The organism is Pseudomonas fluorescens, assembly GCF_902497785.1.
Taxonomy (GTDB): Bacteria; Pseudomonadota; Gammaproteobacteria; order Pseudomonadales; family Pseudomonadaceae; genus Aquipseudomonas; species Aquipseudomonas fluorescens_BO.
Genome location: NZ_CABVHK010000011.1, coordinates 82,905 through 101,879, shown reverse-complemented (window position 1 = coordinate 101,879; position 18,975 = coordinate 82,905). Strand labels below are relative to the sequence as shown.

Here is an 18,975-nt window from a genome sequence, read left to right as displayed (position 1 = left end):
ATATGAGCAACCTGATCGAAATCCGTGACCTCTGCGTGGCCTTCAATGGCCAGACCGTGGTGCGCAATCTGTGCCTGGACATCCGCCCCGGCGAATGCCTGGCGCTGGTCGGCGAGTCGGGATCCGGCAAATCGGTGACCGCACACTCGATCCTGCAATTGCTGCCCGAGACCGGCACCCAATCCACTGGCAGCATTCGTTACCGCGGCAAGGAACTGCTCGGCGCTTCATCGAAGGTGTTGCGCGAGCTGCGCGGCAATCGCATCGCGATGATTTTCCAGGAGCCGATGACCTCGCTCAACCCGCTGCACAGCATTGAAAAGCAGATCGGCGAAACCTTGCTGCTGCACAAGGGAATGACCGGTAAACCGGCACAGGTACGGATTCTCGAATTGCTGCACCTGGTGGGTATCCAGAAACCCAAGGAACGGCTCAAGGCCTATCCCCATCAACTCTCCGGCGGCCAGCGGCAGCGGGTGATGATCGCGATGGCCCTGGCTTGCGAACCGGAATTGTTGATCGCCGACGAACCGACTACGGCGCTCGACGTCACGGTGCAGCGCAAGATCCTGATCCTGCTCAAATCACTGCAACAGCGGCTCGGCATGTCGCTGCTGCTGATCAGTCACGACCTCAATCTGGTGCGCAGCATTGCCCAGCGCGTGTGCGTGATGAAGGCCGGGGAAATCGTCGAACAGGCGCCCTGTGAAACGCTGTTCACCGAGCCGAAGCACCCTTACAGCTGCGTCCTGCTGAACGCCGAACCGGAAGGCGAAGCGTTGGCCCGGGACGCGCGCGAGAACGTTCTAGAAGTGGACAATCTGCACGTGCGATTCCCTCTCAGTGGCGGACTGTTTCAGCGCAAGACGTACTTGAACGCTGTGGACGGCATCAGCCTGAATGTCCAGCGCGGCAAGACCCTGGGGATTGTCGGCGAGTCCGGTTCCGGCAAGTCGACACTGGGTCAGGCGATTCTGCGTCTGCTCGACTCCGAAGGCGGCATTCGTTTTCAGGGTGAAGCGCTGGACGGCCTGACACAAAAGCAGCTGCGGCCGTGGCGCAAGAAAATGCAGGTGGTGTTCCAGGACCCATTCGGCAGCCTGAGCCCGCGGATGTCGGTGGCGCAGATCATCAGCGAAGGGCTTGAAGTGCACAGCCAGTTGACGGCGGACGAATGCAAGGCCGAGGTGATTCGGGCCTTGCAGGAAGTCGGCCTCGACCCGCAAAGCCGCCATCGCTATCCCCACGAATTCTCCGGCGGCCAACGCCAGCGCATCGCCATTGCCCGGGCGCTGGTGCTCAAGCCGGCGCTGATTCTGCTGGACGAGCCGACCTCGGCGCTGGATCGCACGGTGCAAAAACAAGTGGTCGCCCTGCTCCGCCAGCTTCAGGAAAAGCATGGCCTGACGTACCTGTTTATCAGCCACGACCTGGCGGTGGTCCGCGCCCTCGCCCACGACATGATCGTGATCAAGGACGGCAAAGTGGTGGAAAGCGGTGCCAGCCACGACGTGTTCGATTCGCCGCAGCATCCGTATACCAAAGAGCTGCTGGCGGCGGCGCATCCGCGGTAGGCACGACACCGAGTCGCCCCTTTCGCGAGCAGGCTCGCTCCCACATTGAAACGCGATCAACTGTGGGAGCGAGCCTGCTCGCGAAGAGGCCAGCACAAGCCACACACACTCAGGATCAGCCAACATGAACACCACCGAAAGCCTCAAGGATTACCAGCGCGTTCGTCTGTTGGCGATCCGCTCTTTGTTCGAGATCATCGAGCAGTCGAGTGAAGGCACGGTGATTGTCGATCGCGACGCCAACATCGTCTGGATGAACGAGCGTTACGCACGCCGCTTCGGTCTGGAGTCGGCCGAAATAGCCATCGGCAAGCCCTGCGAAAGCGTGATCCCCGGCAGTCTGCTGCGTGAAGTGGTGCGCACCGGTCGGCCGATTCTGCTCGACATGCAAGACACCCCCAAAGAACCGCTGGTGGTGATGCGCCTGCCGATTCACGACGACGCCGGCGTGGTGATCGGCGCGATCGGGTTTGCCCTGTTCGACGAATTGCGCAGCCTGTCGCCGATGCTCAAGCGCTACATGAGCATGCAGGAAGAACTCGCTTCCACCCGCTCGCTGCTGCGGGCGCGGCAGACCAAGTACAACTTCGCGCACTTCATTGGCACCAGCGCCGCCAGCCTGGAAGTCAAGCGCCGCGCCCGGCGCAGTGCCAGCGCTGAATCGCCGGTGTTGCTGCTGGGTGAGACCGGTACCGGCAAAGAGCTGTTGGCGCAGGCGATTCACGGTGCCTCGCCACGCGCGCACAAAGCCTTCGTCAGCATTAACAGCGCGGCGATTCCCGAAGCGCTGCTGGAAGCCGAATTCTTCGGCACTGCCCCCGGCGCATTTACCGGCGCCGATCGCAAGGGTCGCGCCGGCAAGCTGCAGATCGCCCAGGGCGGCACGCTGTTCCTCGATGAAATTGGCGACATGCCGCTGCCGTTGCAAAGCAAACTGCTGCGGGTATTGCAGGAAAAGGAATTCGAACCGGTCGGCTCCAATGAGGTGATCCAGAGCGATGTGCGGGTGATCGCGGCAACGTCCACCGACCTTGAAGCGGCGATCAAACGCGGCGAATTCCGCGCCGATCTGTATTACCGCCTCAACGTGTTGCCGATCCAGGTACCGCCGTTGCGGGATCGACTCGATGACTTGCCGGCACTCAGCGAAGCCATCCTCGAAGAACTGCGCAGCCAGCATGAACTGAACCGCGAAGCGCTGTCATTGCTGGGGCAGCACGCCTGGCCAGGCAATATCCGCGAACTGCGCAACGTGCTGGAGCGCGCGGCATTGCTCAGTGATGATCTGCTGTTGAATGCACAGGACATTCGCGCGGCGATTGGCACGTTCACGCCGGTGGAGCGTGCGCAGTTGCGGGTGATTGAGCCGGTTGCGCATGAAACGTTCAGCGAGGCGCGAGAGCGCTTTGACCGGCAATTGATTGAAGCTGCCCTGACGCAATGTGGGGGGAAAGTCATTGAGGCAGCGGCGCAACTGGGGCTGGGGCGGTCGACGTTGTACAAAAAGATGGTGGCGTTGGGGATTGCAGAGTCTCCATAAAGAGACATGAATCTCTATAGCTAGACACGGCCTCTTCGCGGGCAAGCCCGCTCCCACAGGGACTTAGTTTCTTCGGATTGACTCAGTAACCTGTGGGAGCGGGCTTGCCCGCGATGAGGCCGGTCCTGCTAGATAAAGTCTCAAGATAGAGATAAATATTTCAACGACACTTCGAAAAACAATAAATATCCTTATATTTCAATACGTTATCTTCTTGGCACAAATCTCGCTAACGCCCTCTCCCACGAAAGATCCACCACAAAAATAACAATCCAGGAGACACACCATGAGTGTGATCATTGCCTTGGCAGCCCTCGCGCTGCTGATGCTTGCGGCCTACCGTGGCTACAGCGTTATCCTCTTCGCCCCGATTGCCGCGCTCGGCGCCGTACTGCTCACCGACCCTTCCGCCGTCGCCCCCGCGTTTACCGGGGTGTTCATGGAGAAAATGGTCGGTTTCATCAAACTGTATTTCCCGGTGTTCCTGCTCGGTGCGGTGTTCGGCAAGCTGATCGAATTGTCAGGCTTCTCGCGTTCCATCGTTGCGGCGGCGATTGGTCTGCTGGGCACGCGTCAGGCAATGCTGGTGATCGTGCTGGTCTGTGCGCTGCTGACCTATGGCGGCGTCTCCTTGTTCGTAGTGGTGTTTGCGGTCTATCCGTTTGCCGCGGAAATGTTCCGCCAGAGCAACATCCCCAAGCGCCTGATCCCGGCGACCATCGCCCTCGGCGCATTCTCGTTCACCATGGACGCCCTGCCCGGCACGCCGCAGATCCAGAACATCATCCCCAGCACCTTCTTCAACACCACCGCATGGGCGGCGCCGTGGCTGGGCGTGATCGGCGCGATTTTCGTGTTCTGCGCCGGCATGCTGTTCCTTCAGCGCCAGCGCAACAAGGCCCAGCGCGCCGGTGAGGGTTACGGCACCGACCTGCGCAACGAGCCGGAAACCGCGCCCGACATCAAGCTGCCCAACCCATGGATCGCCCTCTCGCCATTGCTGGCGGTGGGCATCATGAACCTGCTGTTCACCCAGTGGATTCCGCAGTGGTACGGCAAGACCCACAGCCTCGCACTGCCGGGCATGACCGCGCCGGTGACCACCGAAATCGCCAAACTCACGGCGATCTGGGCGGTTCAGGCAGCGTTGCTGGTGGGCATCATTATGGTGCTGGTATTCGGCTTCAAAGCGATTCGCAGCAAGCTGGCCGAAGGCAGCAAAAGTGCGGTCAGCGGCGCGCTGCTGGCGGCGATGAACACTGCGTCGGAATACGGGTTTGGTGCGGTGATCGCGTCCCTGCCGGGCTTTCTGGTGCTGGCCGACTGGCTCAAAAGCATTCCCGACCCGCTGGTCAACGAAGCGATTACCGTGACCCTGCTGGCCGGCATCACCGGCTCGGCGTCGGGCGGCATGAGCATCGCGCTGGCGGCCATGGCCAACGACTTCATCGCCGCGGCCCATGCGGCCAATATCCCGCTGGAAGTGCTGCACCGCGTCGCCGCCATGGCCAGCGGCGGCATGGACACCCTGCCGAACAACGGCGCCGTTATCACCTTGCTGGCGGTGACGGGCCTGACCCACCGCGAAGCCTACAAAGACATTTTCTGTATTACGCTGATCAAGACCCTGGCGGTTTTTGTGGTGATCGGCACCTTCTACGCCACTGGCATTGTGTGAGGTATTCATGACTTCTCTTTCGGGCAAGACCGCATTGGTCACCGGCTCCACCAGCGGCATCGGCCTGGGCATCGCCCTCAGCCTGGCCAAGGCTGGCGCCAACTTGATCCTCAATGGTTTCGGCGATGCTTCGGCGGTGATTGCAGAGGTTGCACAGTTCGGTGGCAAGGTCGGCCATCACCCCGCCGATGTCAGCGACCCGGCGCAGATTGCCGACATGATCGCGTACGCCGAGCGCGAGTTTGGCGGCGTGGATATTCTGGTCAACAACGCCGGGATCCAGCATGTGGCGTCGGTGGAAGACTTCCCCGTGGAGCGCTGGGATTCGATCATCGCGATCAACCTGTCGTCAGTGTTCCACAGCACCCGACTGAGCTTGCCCGGCATGCGCGCCAAAGGTTGGGGACGGATCATCAACATCGCTTCGGTGCATGGCCAGGTGGGCTCGGTGGGCAAGGCCGCGTACGTTGCGGCCAAGCATGGGGTGATCGGTTTGACGAAGGTGGTCGGACTGGAAACAGCCAAGTCCAACGTCACCTGCAACGCGATTTGCCCGGGCTGGGTGTTGACCCCGCTGGTGCAAAAGCAGATCGATGACCGCATCGCCACCGGGATTGAACCGCAGCAGGCGCAGCATGATTTGCTGGCCGAGAAGCAACCGTCGCTGGAGTTCGTCACGCCGCCGCAGTTGGGCGAGCTGGTGCTGTTTCTATGCAGTGAAGCCGGCAGCCAGGTGCGGGGCGCGGCATGGAATATTGATGGTGGGTGGTTGGCGCAGTAAACCTGTGGCGAGGGAGCTTGCTCCCGCTCGGCTGCGCAGCAGTCGTGTTTGGGGCGGCTTCGCCACCCAGCGGGAGCAAGCTCCCTCGCCACAAGAGCCCTGTGTATACATAGAACAAGAGGCAAAAAAATGTCCGACATCCTCTGGCAACCCGACGCCAAGCGCATCGCCAACTCGCGCATGGACGCTTTCCGGCGCTTCATCAATCAACGGCACCACCTGCATGTCGCCGACTACGCCGATTTGCACCAATGGTCCATCGATCAACGGATCGACTTCTGGCAAGCGATCGTCGACTTCTTCGACATCCGCTTCCACACGCAACCCGATGCCGTGCTGATCGAAGGCGCTCACATGCCCAGTGCCCAGTGGTTCCCCGGCGCCACCCTGAACTTCGCCGAGCACCTGCTGCGTCGCCGTGATGACGCCGTCGCCGTGATTGCCATCGCCGAAAACGGCCAGCGCGAACAGCTCACCTGGGCTGAACTGGCCGAGCACGTCGCCGGTTTCCAGAACAGTTTGAAAGCCTGCGGCGTCGGCCTCGGCGACCGCGTGGCCGCGTGCATGCCCAATACCTGGCAAACCCTGGTCGCCATGCTCGCCACCACCAGCCTCGGGGCCATCTGGTCCTGTTCGTCGCCGGACTTCGGCACCCAAGGGGTGATCGACCGCTTTGGCCAGATCGAACCGAAAGTGCTGATCACCTGCGCCGGTTACCGCTACGCCGGCAAGGACATCGACCAAAGCGCCAAGGTCAACGAAATCCTTGCACGCCTGCCGTCGCTGCAACAGCTGATCGTCGTGCCTTACGCTCGACCACAAGCGCGCATCGCAGACTTCCACACGCAGGCGGCTGTGGCGCTGTGGGATGAGTTCTACGAACCGGGCGGCGCGCCGGATTTCGTCGCCGTGCCGTTCGCCCATCCGCTGTACATCCTCTATTCCAGCGGCACCACCGGCGTGCCCAAATGCATCATCCACAGCACCGGCGGCGTGCTGTTGCAGCACGTCAAAGAACATGGCTTGCATTGCGATCTGGGCCCCGGCGATCGCTTGTTTTACTACACCACCTGCGGCTGGATGATGTGGAACTGGCTGGTCTCGGCCCTGGCGGTGGACAGCGCCGTGGTCCTATATGACGGCTCGCCGTTTCACCCCGGCCCCGAGCGCTTGATCGACCTGATCGAAGACGAGCGCATCAGCGTGTTCGGCACCAGCCCCAAGTACCTCTCGACCCTGGAAAGCCATGGCGTCAAACCTCGTTCGAGCCACGATCTCGGGCGCCTGAAAACCTTGCTCTGTACCGGCTCCGCGTTATCGCCCCAAAGCTACGATTACGTTTATCGCGACGTCAAAAATGACCTGTGCCTGGCCTCGATGTCCGGTGGCACGGACGTCGTGTCGTGCTTCGTCAATGGCAATCCGTTGCAAGCAGTGCGTCGCGGCGAAATACAAGGCAAGAGCCTGGGCATGGCCGTCGAAGTCTGGAACGACGCCGGTGCAGCGGTCATTGGCGAAAAAGGTGAGCTGGTGTGCACCCGGCACTTCCCGGCCATGCCGATCGGATTGTGGAATGACCCGACCGGCGAAAAGCTGCACGCCTCCTACTTCAGCCAGTTTCCCGGCGTCTGGGCCCAGGGTGACTATGCCGAGCAACTGGCTCACGGCGGGATGATGATTCACGGACGTTCGGACGCGGTCCTCAACCCCGGCGGCGTGCGCATCGGCACGGCGGAGATCTACCGTCAGGTGGAAAAAGTCCCACAGGTCATCGACAGCGTCGCCATTGGTCAGCAATGGCAGGACGACGTGCGCGTGGTGTTGTTTGTACGCCTGAGCGATGGCGTGGCGCTGGACGAGGCCCTGCAACAGCACATTCGCGACGTCATCCGCGCCAACACCACACCTCGGCATGTGCCGGCGAAGATCGTCGCGGTGACCGACATTCCACGGACCATCAGCGGCAAGGTGGTGGAACTGGCGGTGCGCAACGTGGTGCATGGCCAACCGGTGAAAAATACCGATGCACTGGCCAATCCCGAAGCGCTGGAACAGTACCGCGACCGCCCGGAGCTCCTTGATTGACGGGCCTCTTCGGGCTTTCAACGAAGGCAGGTTTGACTCGCAGGCCTGCCTGACCGAAGCTGGCAACCTTGCCAAAGCTTGCCAGCTCCCGGATTACTGCATGCCCCAGTCCCGCCGCTACCTGATCATCAGCCTCTGCGTGTTGTTTGCCATCGGCCTTGCCTGGCTGTACCTGCGCAGCACGACCCCGGTCATTCCCGAAGCGATCAAACGTGGCTACAGCGAAGCGCTGACCCAGGCGCGCGCAGGTCAGCCGGGGGCCGCGCGAGTGCTTTATCAGCAGTTAGGTCGCCCGGACATTTCACCCAAACGCCGGGTCTGGCTGCATGCCGAACTGCCCAATTACCCCAGCCCCCAGGCGCTGAAGCTGGCGACTGCCGACTTGCAACACGAGTCCGCCGACGTGCGCATCGCCGCGATCAAAAGCATCAGTGGGCTGGTTCCCGGTGGTCAGCGCAGCCTGCTGCTGGGGCCGCTGCTCGAGGACGGCGAACACAGTGTCCGGCTGGCCGCAGTGAACGCATTACTGGGGCTGTCGCCGGACAATCTGGGGTTGTATTTCGGGCCCTTGCAACAGGCTGTGGACGCTTGGGAACAGTTGCTCGGCGCGGCCCCGGAAAGCGCCGACAACCAATATCAGCTGGCCCGCCTGCACTTGCACAATGGCGAATTCAAAGCGGCGCAACAGGCGCTGGATAATACCTTGCGCCTGGCCCCGGACAACCTGCCCGCGCTGGTGATGCAAATCGAAGTGCTGGACAAGTTGGGGCAAGGCGAGGCGGCCCGGCTGCTGCTGGCCAAACAGCTGAAGGCCCAGCCCGATTCCGCCTACCTGCAACATGCCCTCGGGCTCTGGTTGCTGCATCACGGCCAGAGTGAGTTCGCCCTGCTCGGCCTGTCCAAAGCCGTGGAGCTCGACCCGGACAACAAGGATTATCGCTACGACCTGGCCACCACCTTGCACGATGAACAGGAGCTGGAAGCGGCGCAGAAACAACTGCAGGAAATCGTCCAGCGCCACCCCGCCGACCGCAAGGCCCGGGTGCTGTTGATCAACTACTGGAAAGAAAGCGGACAGTTGCAGAACGTGCAGATCCTGTTGGCGCAGCTCGAACAACTCAATCCCGACGACCCGGCGTTGCAGCAAGGCCTTTGAAAAATCGCAGCGTCCGCAGGCTGCGATTTTTTGCTTTACACCATTCTCAGCAACAAAGTGCGGAACGCTTATCTCGGCCAACGGTCAAGTGATCAGGCAGTTCATTCAGGCTCTTCAGGCCTGCTGCCTCGCTTCCCCTAGTCATGAGAGGGCTTTTTTTGTCTACATCTAACGAGTTGTTCAGTGCAAAAGCCGCCACCGGCATCGAAGGTCTGGATGACATCCTGGCCGGCGGATTGTCCCGCGGTCATGTGTTTTTGCTTGAGGGCGAACCCGGCACCGGCAAAACCACCGTCGCTTTGCAATATCTGATCGCCGGCGCCAAATCCGGCGAGCGCTCGTTGTACATCACCCTGTCCGAAACCGAACGCGAACTACGTCAAGGGGCCTTGTCCCATGGCTGGGAGCTGGATGAAAACATCCACATCTTCGAGCTGACGCCACCGGAAAGCCTGCTCAATGCCGAGCATCAACAAAGCCTGTTGTACTCCTCGGACCTCGAACTGGGCGAAGCCACCAAGCAGATCTTCGAAGTGGTCGAACGGGTCAAGCCGACCCGTGTGGTGCTCGACAGCCTCTCCGAAATTCGCCTGTTGGCGCAAAGCTCCCTGCGCTACCGCCGCCAGATCCTCGCGATCAAACACTACTTCGTGCGCTATGACGCCACGGTGGTGCTGCTGGACGACCTGACCACTGAATCCCTCGACAAAACCGTGCACAGCGTCGCCCACGGGGTTATTCGCCTTGAAGAACTGACGCCCAACTATGGCGCCGAGCGCCGGCGCGTCCGCGTGGTCAAATACCGTGGACAAAAGTATCGCGGCGGTTTTCACGACTTCACCATCATGGGCGACGGTGTGCACGTGTTCCCGCGCCTGGTCGCGGCCGAACATCGCGGCGAGTACGTGCGCACCCAACTCACCAGCGGCATCCGCGAAATGGACGCCCTGCTCGGCGGTGGCATCGAGACCGGGTCCAGCACCCTCATCCTCGGCCCGGCCGGTACTGGCAAATCGCTGATCTCGATGATCTTCGCCGCTGCCGCCGTGGCGCGCGGGGAAAAAGCCGCGCTGTTCATTTTCGATGAAGAACTCGGCTTGCTGTTCGAGCGCATGCGCAACATGGGCATCGACCTGAAAGCCCTGCAAGACACCGGCAATCTGTTGATCGAGCAAGTGGATGCGGCGGAATTGTCCCCCGGCGAGTTTTCCCACCGGGTTCGCCGCTGCGTCGACCAGCAACAAATCAAAACCGTGGTCATCGACAGCATCAACGGCTATCAGGCGGCAATGCCCGAAGAAAACGCCCTGGTGCTGCACATGCATGAACTGCTGCTCTACCTCAATCGCCGCGGCGCCGCGACCTTCATGACCGTTGCCCAGCACGGACTGGTCGGCGACATGCAGGCCCCGGTCGATATCACCTACCTGGCCGATTCGGTGATCCTGCTGCGCTACTTCGAGGCGCTGGGCCAGGTTCGCCGTGCGATCTCGGTCATCAAGAAACGTACCGGCAGCCATGAAACCACCATCCGCGAATACCGTATCAGCCAGCAAGGCATGACCATTGGCGAGCCACTGGACGCGTTCCAGGGCGTGTTGCGCGGTGTACCGACCTACGTCGGCGAAACCCCACCCTTGCTTAAGGACAAAAACCCGTGACGGTGCAGCTAGCGACGTCCGAGCGCGCGATCATTCTCGCGCCGCTGGGACGTGACAGCCAAATCGCACTGTTGATGCTCAACGAAGCGGGTTACGACGGCGTCATCACCCGGGATCTGATCGGCTTGTGCGCCGAGCTTGAGCAAGGGGCGGGCCTGCTGTTGATCTCCTCCGAGGCATTGTTGGGCGCTGATCTCGAACCGCTGTTCGGGCTGATCGAACAGCAACCGACCTGGTCCGATCTGCCGATTGTGCTGATGACCTACCATGGCGGCCCGGAACAGAATCCCGCCTCACGTTTCGGCCCGCAACTGGGCAACATCACCTTTCTCGAGCGCCCTTTTCATCCGGTAACCCTGATCAGCCTGGTGACCACTGCGTTGCGCGGACGACGACGACAGTACGAAGCCAGGGACCGGCTGGTCGATCTCAGTCAGAGCGAGCTGCGCCTGCAAACCACCCTTGAAACCCTGGAACAGCAGGTCGAGGAACGCACCGCGCAGTTGCGCCACAACGAAGAAGCCCTGCGCCAGTCGCAGAAGATGGAAGCGGTCGGTCAGCTCACCGGCGGCATTGCCCACGACTTCAACAACATGCTGACCGGGATCATCGGCAGCCTCGAGCTGCTGCGCCGGCGGTTGTCCCGTGGCCGCACTGAAGACCTCGACAGCCTGATCGACCTCGGCGTGACGTCGGCCAACCGCGCGGCCAGCCTGACCCACCGCTTGCTGGCGTTCTCGCGGCGCCAGTCGCTGGATTCCAAGCCGGTCGAAATGAACGAGCTGGTGGTGTCCATGGGCGAGCTGCTGCAGCGCAGCATCAATGAAAGCATCCAGCTCGACATGCAGTTGAACTCGCCATTGTGGGTAGCCGAGGCCGACCCCAATCAACTGGAAAGCGCCCTGCTCAACCTGGTGATCAATGCGCGGGATGCCATGCCCGACGGCGGCAAGCTGGTGGTCAGAACCGCCAATCAGTTTCTGGATCACGCCTTCACCGACGCCCACAGCAACCTGGAGCCGGGCGACTACGTGGTACTGAGCGTCACGGATACTGGTTGCGGCATGCCGGAATCCACGATGAATCGCGCCTTCGATCCTTTCTTCACGACCAAGCCCATCGGCCAGGGCACCGGCCTGGGGTTGTCGATGATTTATGGTTTCAGCAAACAATCGCGCGGGCACGTGGCCATTGACAGTGAAGTGGGCAAAGGCACCACCGTGAGCCTGTATCTGCCGCGGTTTGGCGGCGATGTACCTCAGGACGATCCGCAAGACGTCCAGCATCCCTTGTTGGCTCAGGAAGGCGAAACGGTGCTGATCGTCGAGGATGACCCGGCAGTGCGGGTGCTGGTGAGTACAGTGCTGGGCGAGCTGGGTTATGCCTTTGTCGAGGCGGGCGATGCCGACAGCGCGGTGCCGATTCTCGATTCCGCACAGCGTATCGATCTGATGATCAGTGACGTCGGGTTACCGGGCATGAACGGCCGGCAACTGGCGGAAATCGGCAGGCAGTACCGGCCCGACCTGAAAGTGCTGTTCATCACCGGCTACGCGGAACACGCGGCGGTACGCGGCGGATTCCTCGATCCGGGCATGCAGATGATCACCAAGCCGTTTACCTTCGACCTGCTGACAGCGAAGGTGCGGGAGATGATCCGCATTTGACGCCACTCAATCCCGGCGTAGGAGCTGCCGAAGGCTGCGATCTTTTGATCTTGCTTTTCATAAGATCAAAAGATCGCAGCCTTCGGCAGCTCCTACAGGGTCCGGTTTACGACAGCATGTCCTGCATCAATTCCTGCAAAACATCCAGATCGAACGGTTTGCCCAGAATCGGCGCCTTGCGCGTGATAGGGCTGTCGGTCTCGCGGATTTCCTGCGGGTAGCCGCTGATGAAAATCACTTTGAGTTCCGGTCGCAGTTTCACGGCGGGTTCGGCGATCTGCACGCCAGAGATGCCGCCCGGCAGACGAAAATCGGTAATCATCATGTCCAGATGCGGCTTGCTCGCCAGAATTTCGAAGGCCTGCTCGCCGTTTTCGGCCTGCAATACCCGGTAGCCCTCACCCGACAGATAGGCCGACAGCACCATCAGAATCGAGGGGTCATCTTCGACGATCAATACGACGTCTTGTGCATCTTCACTCATGGGAAGCCTATGTTCGGTCAATAGCTGCTGATACGACCGTGAGGTCGATCAGAGGTTGCGTTTTTCTGGCTGTTTTCCTACAGCGGCAGACAAACGCGAAACAAGGCGCCTTCGCCAATCCGGCTCTCGACGGTAATGGTACCGCCATGGGCGGTCACAATCTGTTCCGAAATAAACAACCCCAGGCCCAGACCGGCGACGGCATGTTTAGCCGTCACCCGTTCAAACTGCTGGAAAATGCGTTTCTGGTTTTCTTCGCCAATGCCGATCCCGTGATCGCGCACTTCCACCAGGGCCTGACCGTTGTCACTGTACACCTTCACGGTGATCGGGCTCTTGGCACCGTAACGCAACGCGTTGGTCAGCAGGTTGGAAATCACCTGTTCAATGCGAAATTCGTCCCAGCGGCCCTCCACCGTTTGCCCGGCCTCCAGGGAGACGGAGCACTCGGCGGCGTCGATCTGCGGCGCAAAATTCTGCAACAGGTTGCGCACCAGCGCCGACAAATCGAAGCGCGTCGGTCGGATCGACAATTTGCCGGTGCGAATCCGCGAGACGTCGAGCATGTCTTCGATCAGCCGGATCAGGCTTTTGATCTGCCGTTCATCGCGGTCGACCATTGCGTGCATCTTGTCCAGGGCGAACGCCGCGGCATTGTCGCGGGCCAGGTGCATCTTGCGCAGCTGGGTTTCGAGAATCAGGCCATTGAGCGGCGTGCGCACTTCGTGGGCGACAATCGACATGAAGTCATCGCGCATGCGCACCGCCTGCTCCAGCTCCAGCTGTGTGCTCTGCAACTGCTTGAGCAGCGCTTCCTGTTCGCGACGGCTCTGCTCGAGGGCTTCGACCTGTTGCTTCATCGCCTTGCTCTGGCGGTACAGATCGACGAACACGTTGACCTTGCTCTTGACCGCGTGGATATCCAGCGGTTTATGCAGAAAGTCCACGGCGCCGCTTTCGTAGCCCTTGAACGCATAGTTCAATTCACGACCGGCGGCACTGACAAACACAATCGGGATGTTCTTGGTTTTCTCGGTGCCGCGCATCAATTCGGCCAGCTCGAAACCATTCATGCCGGGCATCTGCACGTCGAGAATGGCCATGGCGAATTCGTGTTGCAGCAGCAGCGACAAGGCTTCGTCGGCGGACAAGGCTTTGTAGACCAGGCGGTCTTCACGCTTGATCAGCGCTTCGAGCGCCAACAGGTTCTCCGGCAGATCGTCGACGATCAGCAGTTTGGCTTGAATGTTACTTAGCATGCTATTCGTTCCAGCTCGACAAGCAGACGGCCGATGCCGCGTATAGGGAGTATGTGGTCTGGCTGAAGCACATCCAGCGCTGCCCGGGGCATGACGGCGACCTGCGCCTCGTCGGGGTCCTGCACGATGGTCAGGCCGCCGCGTTGCTTGACATGCGCCATGCCGCTCGCGCCGTCGCGGTTAGCGCCGGTCAACAACACAGCGGCAAGCTTCGGGCCGTAGGCGTCGGCAGCCGACTCCAACAGGAAGTCGATGGCCGGCCGCGAATAATGCACGCGGTCTTCGAGGCTCAAGGACAGCGTGCGGTCCTGCTCCACCGACAAGTGATAACCCGGCGTGGCGAAATACAGCGTTCCGGCTTCGACCGGCGTCTTGTCACTGGCCTCTTGCACCCGCAGCGACACGCGTCGGGCAAACACTTCGGCCAAGTGGCTACGACGCTCGTCCGGCAAGTGCAAGACCACAATGATGGGCAGCGCAAAGCCTTTGCGCAGAGGGCTGAGAATATTCAGCAACGCCTCCACACCACCGGCGGATGCGCCAATCACAATGGCTTCGACTGAAGGCAGGATAGCGGCGTCGTTCATGATTTTCGGTAGATCCGTTCTTGTTTGACCAACGGCTCGAACTGCTTGCCGAAGGCCGAAAAATCCGGAGTTTCCTTACTGCCCAGCACCAGGAAACCGCGATGGCACAGCGACTCGTGGAACAATCCGAACGCGCGATCCTGAAGTTTTTTATTGAAATATATCAATACGTTACGGCACGAAATTAATTGAGTTTCTGAAAAGACACTGTCGGTCGCGAGGCTGTGATCGGCGAAGGTCACGTTTTCACACAGGCTCTTGTCGAAAATCGCGTAGCCGTAAGCCGCCGTGTAGTAGTCGGCGAATGAACACTGACCACCGGCCTGCTGATAATTGGAGGTGTAGGCGCGGACATTTTCCATGGAGAAAATCCCCTGCTTGGCCTTGTCCAGCGAACGCGGGTTGATATCGGTGGCGTAGATGATGGTGCGGTCCAGCAAGCCTTCTTCGCGCAACAGGATCGCCATCGAGTAAACCTCTTCACCGGTGCTGCAACCGGCGATCCAGATCTTGATCGACGGATAGGTCTTGAGCAGCGGCACCACTTCCTGGCGGATGGCGAGGAAGTGCGAAGGATCGCGGAACATTTCGCTGACCGGAATCGTCAGCAATTGCAGCAGTTGCATAAACGCCGTCGGATCGTGCAGGACCTTTTCCTGCAGGGCGGAAATGGTCGCGCACTCGAACTGGCCCAACGCGTGCTGGACGCGGCGCTTGATCGAGGCGCCGGAATAATCGCGAAAGTCATAGCTGTATTTGAGGTAGATCGCCTCAATCAGCAAGCGCAATTCGATTTCGGTGTTCCGTTCCACTAGAAGCTTTCCACTAGATGCTGCATTAGATGCGTTCCATTTTCGGCAACCACACACGAATCAACGAGAACAGGCGATCCAGGTCGATGGGCTTGGCCAGGTAATCGTTGGAGCCCGCCTGAAGGCAGCGCTCCTGATCGTCCTTCATCGCCTTTGCCGTCACCGCAATGATTGGCAGCTTGCGCCAGCGCGGGTCCTTGCGGATCTCGATGGTGGCTTCGAAACCATCCATCTCCGGCATCATCACGTCCATCAACACCAGATCGATGTCCTCGACTTCATTCAACTTTTCAATCGCCTCACGACCGTTCCGGCCAATGACCACGACTGCACCCTTTTGCTCCAGCGCGCTGGTGAGGGCGAAGATGTTACGGACATCGTCGTCCACCAACAGCACCTTGCGGCCCTCGAACACCTTGTCGCGGCTGCGCGCAGTCTTGAGCATCTTCTGCCGCTCATGGGACAACTTCGATTCAACTTTGTGCAGAAAGAGTGTGACCTCATCCAGCAGCCGTTCCGGAGAGCGTGCACCCTTGATGATGATCGAGCGCGAATACTTGCGCAGTTCGGCCTCTTCATCGCGGGTCAGGTTGCGCCCGGTATAGACGATGACCGGCGGGAACGAGCAGATGTCCTCGGTGGACATGCGCTTGAGCAGATCGTTGCCTAGCATGTCAGGCAATTTCAGGTCGATGATCATGCAGTCGAATATCGTCGTGCGCAGCAGCTCGAGCGCTTCCTGGGCGAAACCGACGGCGGTGATCTCGATGTCCTCGTCGCCGATCAGCCGCGCAATGCTGTCGCGCTGCAAGTCATCGTCCTCGACCAACAGCACGCGCTTGACCTTCTGGGTCAGCTTGGCTTCCAGGCGGGCAAACACGTCCTTGAGCTCTTCGCGAGTGGTCGGTTTGACCGCGTAACCGATCGCACCCATGTGCATCGCCGCCTCGACACGGTCTTCAACGGAAATCACGTGCACCGGAATGTGCCGGGTTTGCGCGTTCTCCTTCAGGCGTTGCAGCACGGTCAGGCCGGAATGATCGGGCAGGCGCATGTCCAGCAGGATCGCGTCAGGAATGTAATCCCGGGCCAGGTCGTACCCTTCATCGGCACCGTGGGCCACCAGGCACTGATAACCCAACTCATGCGCAAGATCGTAGAGGATGTGCGCAAAGTTAGGCTCATCTTCCACCACGAGAATGCAACGCGTGTTGAACGGCGCTTTGGTGCGGTCGTCATTGAAGCGCGGTATATCGACTTCTGCGATCAGCGGCACCAGCGCGGCAGTGGCCACCCTCGGCGTTGGCACCACCGGCGAAGTCTTTATCGGCTGCGGCGAGGTCTCCCCCGGCTCGACGTATTGCTGCGGCAGCACCAGGGTAAACACACTGCCCTGCCCCGGTTCGCTGGTGACGCTGATCGAACCGCCGAGCAACGCCGCCAGATCACGGGAGATCGACAGACCGAGGCCGGTGCCGCCGTAACGGCGATTGGTGGTGCCATCGGCCTGGCGGAACGCTTCGAAAATGCTCTCCTGCTGATCCGCCGCGATACCAATCCCGGAGTCACGAACCACGAAAGCGATGCCGTCGTTCGGCTGACTGGCAATGGTCAGGCTGACCGAACCTTTCTCGGTGAACTTGACCGCGTTCGACAGCAGGTTCTTGATCACTTGCTCCAGACGCTGGCGGTCGGTGTAGATCATCATCGGTGAACCGGGTTGCAGATCGACCTGGAAGTCCAGCCGCTTGTCAGTCGCCAAGGGCTGGAACATTCCGCGCAACCCGTCCACCAGGCGCGCGACGCTGGTGTTCTCCGGGCGCACCTCGAGTTTGCCGGCCTCGACCTTGGAGATATCGAGGATGTCGTTGATCAGGTTCAGCAGGTCATTACCGGCAGAATAGATCGACTCGGCGAATTTCACCTGCTCGGCGCTGAGGTTGTCCTGGGGGTTTTCCGCCAGCAACTTGGCCAGGATCAACGAACTGTTCAACGGCGTACGCAGTTCGTGGGACATGTTGGCGAGGAATTCGGACTTGTACTTGCTCGAGCGCTGCAATTCTTCGGCACGTTCTTCCAACTGGGCCTGGGCCTGATTGAGTTCGGTGTTCTTCAAGTCCATGGCATCTCGCTGGTCAGCCAGGATCTGCGCCTGATCGGCGAGCTGTTCGTTGGTCTGCTCCAGCTCCACCTGCTGGGTTTCCAGATGCGCCTGGGATTCCTTGAGAATCCGCGACTGCTCTTCCAGTTCCTCGTTGGCAGTCTTGAGTTCCTCCTGCTGAACCTGCAGCTCTTCATTAAGCTGCTGGGTCTCGGCGAGCACTTCCTGGAGACGTTGGCGATAGCGCGCGGCTTCGATAGACGTGCCGATATTGCTGGATATCAGTTCGAGGAGTTCGATGTCGCGCTCGTCCAGTGGCCGCAGGAAACCGAGCTCGATCACGCCGTTGACCCGCTCATCGTCACTGGTTGGCACCACCAGAACGCTGTGCGGCAGGCCTTCGCCCAGACCGGACGTGACCTTGAAGTAATCGGTCGGAACGTGGTCGAGGCGGATCAGACGCGCCAGTTGAGCGACCTGGCCGACAATCCCCTCACCGCTGTAGATCTGCTGATCGCGTTCCTCCTGCTCGCGGGAAAAACCATACGACGCGACGCGCTTGAGGCCACCGTGTTCTTCACGCACGTAAATGGCGGCAACGGCGGTGCCGAGGTATTGCGCACAAAACTGCAGAATGTTGCGACCCAGGGTATTGAGCGACAGTTGCCCCAGTACCTGCTCGGCCAGTTCGGTCTGGCCGTTGCGCAGCCAGGCTTGCTGCTCCAGGCGATGGGCGCTGGCCTGTTGCGCTGCGAGCGTGGCGCCGTAGCTTTGCGAGAGGTTGATCAAATCCCGACGGCCGATGTAGGCGAGCAAGGCGCTGATACCGAGGACAAACACAAGGTACAGGCTGATGCTCCAGATCGTGGTGCGGCGCACTTCCTCGTTGCGCGCGGCGCGCAACTGCTGCTCCATCTCGATCACGTCTTCGAATTGCTTGCGAATCTCGTCGGTCAGGCGTTTGCCGCGCCCGGCCTTGACGACACTGCGGTAATCACCGTTCGCGCGCTGCATGTCGATCATGCTCTGCGCGTAGCTGGCCCATTCACCCTGCAAGGCCTCAAGCCTTCGCAAGCGATCCGTCTGCACCGGGTTGTCCGCGGTCAGTTCGAGCAAGGTCTTGACCGCCACTGCGACGCGTGGCCGGGCGGTTTCGTAGGGTTCGAGGAATTTCTCGTCACCACTGAGCAGGAAGCCACGCATGCCGGTTTCCAGATCAACGGTCAGTTTCACCGCTTCATTGGCGTTATTGATCACCCGGTCAGTGTGCTCGACCCACTGGATCACCGACAGTAAATAGGTGATCAGCGAGACAAAAAACACCGCACTGAGCACGCCCACACCCAACGGCAGGCTGACGTTGCGGCTCAGGAGTTTACGGAATCGTTGCTCATCAACCGAAGACGCAGTGGTCATGGGGAAGCCTTGTCGAACTGTTGAAAGCCACGGAGTTTGCCCCAAATCGGCCGTATTGATCCAATTTTCTGACGTGATTTCACGCAAAATCCTACATTCAGCTGCTCCAGCGCAAAGGAGCGGTTACCCTTGCAGGGCTGAGTGCAGCTATTCTTTTTCCTGGGTGTCCGGGAA

The 18,975-nt window shown here is 60.4% G+C and carries 13 protein-coding genes; 8 read left to right on the top strand and 5 right to left on the bottom strand.

The genetic code is table 11. The features are described from left to right. Positions 1-2 precede the first annotated feature (2 nt). From F8N62_RS17635 to F8N62_RS17595, 8 genes are all read left to right on the top strand, one after another. Positions 3-1,574 (top strand): ABC transporter ATP-binding protein, encoded by a 1,572-nt coding sequence (locus F8N62_RS17635; RefSeq protein ID WP_150711993.1) that lies wholly within the window; start codon positions 3-5, stop codon positions 1,572-1,574. Between the two features lie 124 nt (positions 1,575-1,698). Next, on the top strand, positions 1,699-3,114 hold the full coding sequence (locus F8N62_RS17630) for a sigma-54 interaction domain-containing protein (protein ID WP_150711868.1): 1,416 nt from the start codon (positions 1,699-1,701) through the stop codon (positions 3,112-3,114). 286 nt (positions 3,115-3,400) lie between these two features. Then, positions 3,401-4,792 carry a GntP family permease gene (locus F8N62_RS17625; protein WP_150711867.1) on the top strand — a complete coding sequence of 464 codons (1,392 nt, stop codon included), beginning with the start codon at positions 3,401-3,403 and terminating at the stop codon, positions 4,790-4,792. Between the two features lie 7 nt (positions 4,793-4,799). Then, positions 4,800-5,573, top strand: coding sequence for a 3-hydroxybutyrate dehydrogenase (locus F8N62_RS17620; RefSeq protein WP_150711866.1), 774 nt, complete (start codon positions 4,800-4,802; stop codon positions 5,571-5,573). A gap of 129 nt (positions 5,574-5,702) precedes the next feature. Then, positions 5,703-7,658, top strand: a complete 1,956-nt coding sequence (locus tag F8N62_RS17610) for an acetoacetate--CoA ligase (RefSeq protein ID WP_150711864.1) — start codon at positions 5,703-5,705, stop codon at positions 7,656-7,658. Between the two features lie 100 nt (positions 7,659-7,758). Further along, positions 7,759-8,814: a tetratricopeptide repeat protein gene (locus tag F8N62_RS17605; protein ID WP_150711863.1), complete on the top strand. Its 1,056-nt coding sequence runs from the start codon at positions 7,759-7,761 to the stop codon at positions 8,812-8,814. 158 nt (positions 8,815-8,972) lie between these two features. Further along, positions 8,973-10,475 (top strand): ATPase domain-containing protein, encoded by a 1,503-nt coding sequence (locus F8N62_RS17600; RefSeq protein WP_150711862.1) that lies wholly within the window; start codon positions 8,973-8,975, stop codon positions 10,473-10,475. Continuing rightward, positions 10,472-12,142 carry an ATP-binding protein gene (locus F8N62_RS17595; RefSeq protein WP_150711861.1) on the top strand — a complete coding sequence of 557 codons (1,671 nt, stop codon included), beginning with the start codon at positions 10,472-10,474 and terminating at the stop codon, positions 12,140-12,142. The genes F8N62_RS17600 and F8N62_RS17595 overlap by 4 nt, the downstream gene beginning before the upstream one ends. 106 nt (positions 12,143-12,248) lie before the next feature. Here F8N62_RS17595 and F8N62_RS17590 read toward each other — a convergent pair whose 3' ends face one another. The 5 genes from F8N62_RS17590 to F8N62_RS17570 all read right to left on the bottom strand — a co-directional run bounded on the left by F8N62_RS17590 (position 12,249) and on the right by F8N62_RS17570 (position 18,801). Further along, a complete protein-coding gene (locus F8N62_RS17590; protein WP_010460444.1) occupies positions 12,249-12,626 on the bottom strand; it encodes a response regulator in 378 nt (125 codons plus the stop codon). Between the two features lie 77 nt (positions 12,627-12,703). Beyond that, complete coding sequence (locus F8N62_RS17585) at positions 12,704-13,885, bottom strand: hybrid sensor histidine kinase/response regulator (protein ID WP_150711860.1); 1,182 nt, start codon at positions 13,883-13,885, stop codon at positions 12,704-12,706. Beyond that, the gene (locus F8N62_RS17580; protein WP_150711859.1) at positions 13,879-14,472 is read right to left on the bottom strand and encodes a chemotaxis protein CheB; all 594 of its coding nucleotides are present in this window, start codon (positions 14,470-14,472) and stop codon (positions 13,879-13,881) included. The genes F8N62_RS17585 and F8N62_RS17580 overlap by 7 nt, the downstream gene beginning before the upstream one ends. Beyond that, positions 14,469-15,284 (bottom strand): CheR family methyltransferase, encoded by an 816-nt coding sequence (locus tag F8N62_RS17575; RefSeq protein WP_150711858.1) that lies wholly within the window; start codon positions 15,282-15,284, stop codon positions 14,469-14,471. The genes F8N62_RS17580 and F8N62_RS17575 overlap by 4 nt, the downstream gene beginning before the upstream one ends. Positions 15,285-15,309: 25 nt before the next feature. Continuing rightward, positions 15,310-18,801 carry a response regulator gene (locus F8N62_RS17570; RefSeq protein WP_150711857.1) on the bottom strand — a complete coding sequence of 1,164 codons (3,492 nt, stop codon included), beginning with the start codon at positions 18,799-18,801 and terminating at the stop codon, positions 15,310-15,312. Between the last annotated feature and the right edge of the window lie 174 nt (positions 18,802-18,975).